Raw genomic sequence first — 2,630 nt, forward strand, 5'->3', positions numbered from 1 at the left:
CGTGGGTTCGAGTCCCATCTGGACCGCCATTTTTGCAGATGTAGTTCAATGGTAGAACACAGCCTTGCCAAGGCTGATACGGGGGTTCAATTCCCCTCATCTGCTCCATTCTGCTAATAACTCCTTTATATAAGGAGTTTTTTTTATTAGAAGATTTATTGTAATTGAATTTTATCTGAATTACTTTTCTATACTTTCTATAATGTTTTCTAAACTTTGGTAGTTCACATAATTAACTTGTTTACCGTAGGTTTCAATAATAGCTTTTGTCTCTGCGTTTCTTTTTTCTTCAGGTATTTTTTTCTCAGCAATATACATTAATTTCATTAATGTTTTGTGTTGAAAACTTAATTTAGAATAATCAATACCTCCTCGAAGATGATATATTTGTACTCGATCATAGATTTCCTGAGAAATCTGTTTTTTTATGTTTCCACGGATATTCTTCTCATTAATTTCATCATTAGGGTCTGCTAAACCAACTGTAATGATCATGATTTTAACATTTCTTGGCTCTTTTATCTTTTTCATAGTTTTAGATAGGCCCAATACTCCACCAGCATACAAAGCCCCAACATATATGATTACTTGATATTGATTAAGATCCTGCACCTGCCGATAGGATATTTTTTTGATATGCGTTCTTTCGGACATTTTATCTGCATATAGCTTTGTTGTTCCATAATGAGAACCATATATAATGATTTTATTCATGCAATGTTTCCCCGCACTTTTTAAAAACCAAAATAGCTTTAGCACTTCCTGTTATGGACACCGTCACCAATTCATATCCAGTTTCCATCATATGATTGGCCTTTTCTTCAATCTTTTTTGCCATGTCCACGGCTTTAGGGGCATACTCGATGATTTCTGTCTTATACATTTTTATCCTCCTGTATTTTTCTTATTGAGATGATCAAAAGAATGATTCCGACAATATTGGAACCAACCGATAAGCCAAGTAATATTCCTTGACTAAACTGCGAAAATGAACTGGATTGTGTTTGTAAAAAATATGTATGTAATAGATAGAAACCATTACCAAACAATATCATGATCAACGCTGTTTTAAGCTTTTTAAGTTCTTTCATATTCCTCACCTTTAAATACACTATATCACTCCTTTATATATTAAACTGTTAAGGATGCCATATTTATTTAAACTTATCTTAACAATAATTAGATAATCTTTTCATTTGCATCCTTTAAGATACTAAGGTATGCTTTTTTTATGATATTAAACATTAGTGGAAGAACAGACATCGTAGCATTTTATTCCCCTTGGCTCATGAATCGTTTCGAGGCTGGAGAAGTTTTAGTTAGAAACCCTTTCTATCCTTCTCAAGTATCAAAAATCCTTATTGAGAATGTAGATGCGATCGTATTTTGCACTAAAAACCCTTTACCTATCATTAAATATCTTCCTTCGATTCACAAGCCCATGATTTTTCAAGTTACACTGACTCCCTATCATAAAGATATTGAACCTTTTGTTCCAGACAAATCTAAGATCATAGAAGGAATAAAGGAAATATCAAAATTATTAGGACAAGAAAAAGTATATGTTCGATATGATCCCATCTTATTAAATGAAAAATACACAGTGGAATATCACATTCGTGCATTTGAAAGAATGTGTAGTCTTTTAAAAGGATATGTAAATCACATCATCGTTTCTTTTATCGACGATTATAAAAACGTTCGTAATCATTATGATGAATTAAAGCTTAAAAACCCTACGCATGAAGATTTAAAGAAAATTGGAATCCACTTCTTTGATATAGCAAATAAAAATAATATGACTGTACAAACATGTTATGAAAAAGAAGATCTCAGTCAATATGGGTTCATCAAGGATGTCTGCGTATCTAGAAAACTTGCCTTTGAGTTAACACAGAAACATTATAAACTCTGGTCTGCACGAGATTGTGGATGTATAGAGATGGTCGATATCGGAGTTTACAATACTTGCCACCATTATTGCAAATATTGTTATGCGAATTATGATGAAAAAAAGATCCATGAAAATATCATGGATCATGATAAGCATTCTCCTTTTTTGATTGGGCATGCAAAACCAGATGATATTGTTAAGGAAAGATTTAAGTAATCAAAGAAATCTTTCCATTTCTACATGCTCAATTCCATCTTCTAAAAAAACATCTGAGATAACATAAAAACCTAGCTTTTCATAGAATTCAATTGCGTATTTCTGTGCTTCAACATAAACTTTTGCATATTTTTTCTCTTGTTTCAACAACTGAAGAGTTTCATTGATCAAGCTTGTACCAAATCCTTGTCTACGGTTTAAGGAAATGATACGTCCCAATTGACAAGTATTTGTGTCTTTTTCAAACATCCTTAAATACGCAATAATTTTTCCCTTCTCTTGATAATATATGTGAAGACTTTTCTCATCTATAAAATCAATATCTGGATATAGGCATTGCTGCTCCAAGATAAAAATATCTTGTCTTAGCTTTAAGATCTCATAGAGTTCATTAACATTCAATTGATCAAATCGTTTTATGTATAATTTCAACATACCATCACTCCATCAAATATAATAAAAAGCCCTGTATCAGGGCTTGTATTTTCTTATGGGGCGGCTGACGCGATTCGAACGCGCG

At 32.2% G+C, this 2,630-nt stretch carries 5 protein-coding genes and 1 tRNA gene; 2 read left to right on the forward strand and 4 right to left on the reverse strand.

The window, feature by feature from the left end:
* Positions 1 to 34: 34 nt before the first annotated feature.
* A tRNA-Gly gene (locus HMPREF0367_RS07920) sits at positions 35 to 108 on the forward strand.
* Positions 109 to 180: 72 nt separating this feature from the next.
* Here the strand turns inward: HMPREF0367_RS07920 and HMPREF0367_RS07925 are convergent.
* The 3 genes from HMPREF0367_RS07925 to HMPREF0367_RS07930 are packed head-to-tail and all read right to left on the reverse strand — an operon-like array spanning position 181 to position 1,091.
* Positions 181 to 714 carry a flavodoxin domain-containing protein gene (locus HMPREF0367_RS07925; RefSeq protein ID WP_035403087.1) on the reverse strand — a complete coding sequence of 178 codons (534 nt, stop codon included), beginning with the start codon at positions 712 to 714 and terminating at the stop codon, positions 181 to 183.
* A complete protein-coding gene (locus HMPREF0367_RS10490) occupies positions 707 to 883 on the reverse strand; it encodes a hypothetical protein (RefSeq protein ID WP_154654097.1) in 177 nt (58 codons plus the stop codon). Before HMPREF0367_RS10490 ends, HMPREF0367_RS07925 begins: the two co-directional genes overlap by 8 nt.
* Complete coding sequence (locus tag HMPREF0367_RS07930; protein WP_015535118.1) at positions 876 to 1,091, reverse strand: hypothetical protein; 216 nt, start codon at positions 1,089 to 1,091, stop codon at positions 876 to 878. Before HMPREF0367_RS07930 ends, HMPREF0367_RS10490 begins: the two co-directional genes overlap by 8 nt.
* A gap of 140 nt (positions 1,092 to 1,231) precedes the next feature.
* Between HMPREF0367_RS07930 and HMPREF0367_RS07935 the strand changes: the two genes are divergently transcribed.
* The gene (locus HMPREF0367_RS07935) at positions 1,232 to 2,110 is read left to right on the forward strand and encodes a DUF1848 domain-containing protein (RefSeq protein ID WP_035403090.1); all 879 of its coding nucleotides are present in this window, start codon (positions 1,232 to 1,234) and stop codon (positions 2,108 to 2,110) included.
* On the opposite strand, the gene HMPREF0367_RS07940 is transcribed toward HMPREF0367_RS07935, so the two are convergent.
* Positions 2,111 to 2,545, reverse strand: coding sequence for a GNAT family N-acetyltransferase (locus tag HMPREF0367_RS07940; RefSeq protein ID WP_051335225.1), 435 nt, complete (start codon positions 2,543 to 2,545; stop codon positions 2,111 to 2,113).
* Between the last annotated feature and the right edge of the window lie 85 nt (positions 2,546 to 2,630).

This window comes from Faecalitalea cylindroides ATCC 27803 (assembly GCF_000469305.1).
GTDB classification, from domain to species: domain Bacteria; phylum Bacillota_I; class Bacilli_A; order Erysipelotrichales; family Erysipelotrichaceae; genus Faecalitalea; species Faecalitalea cylindroides.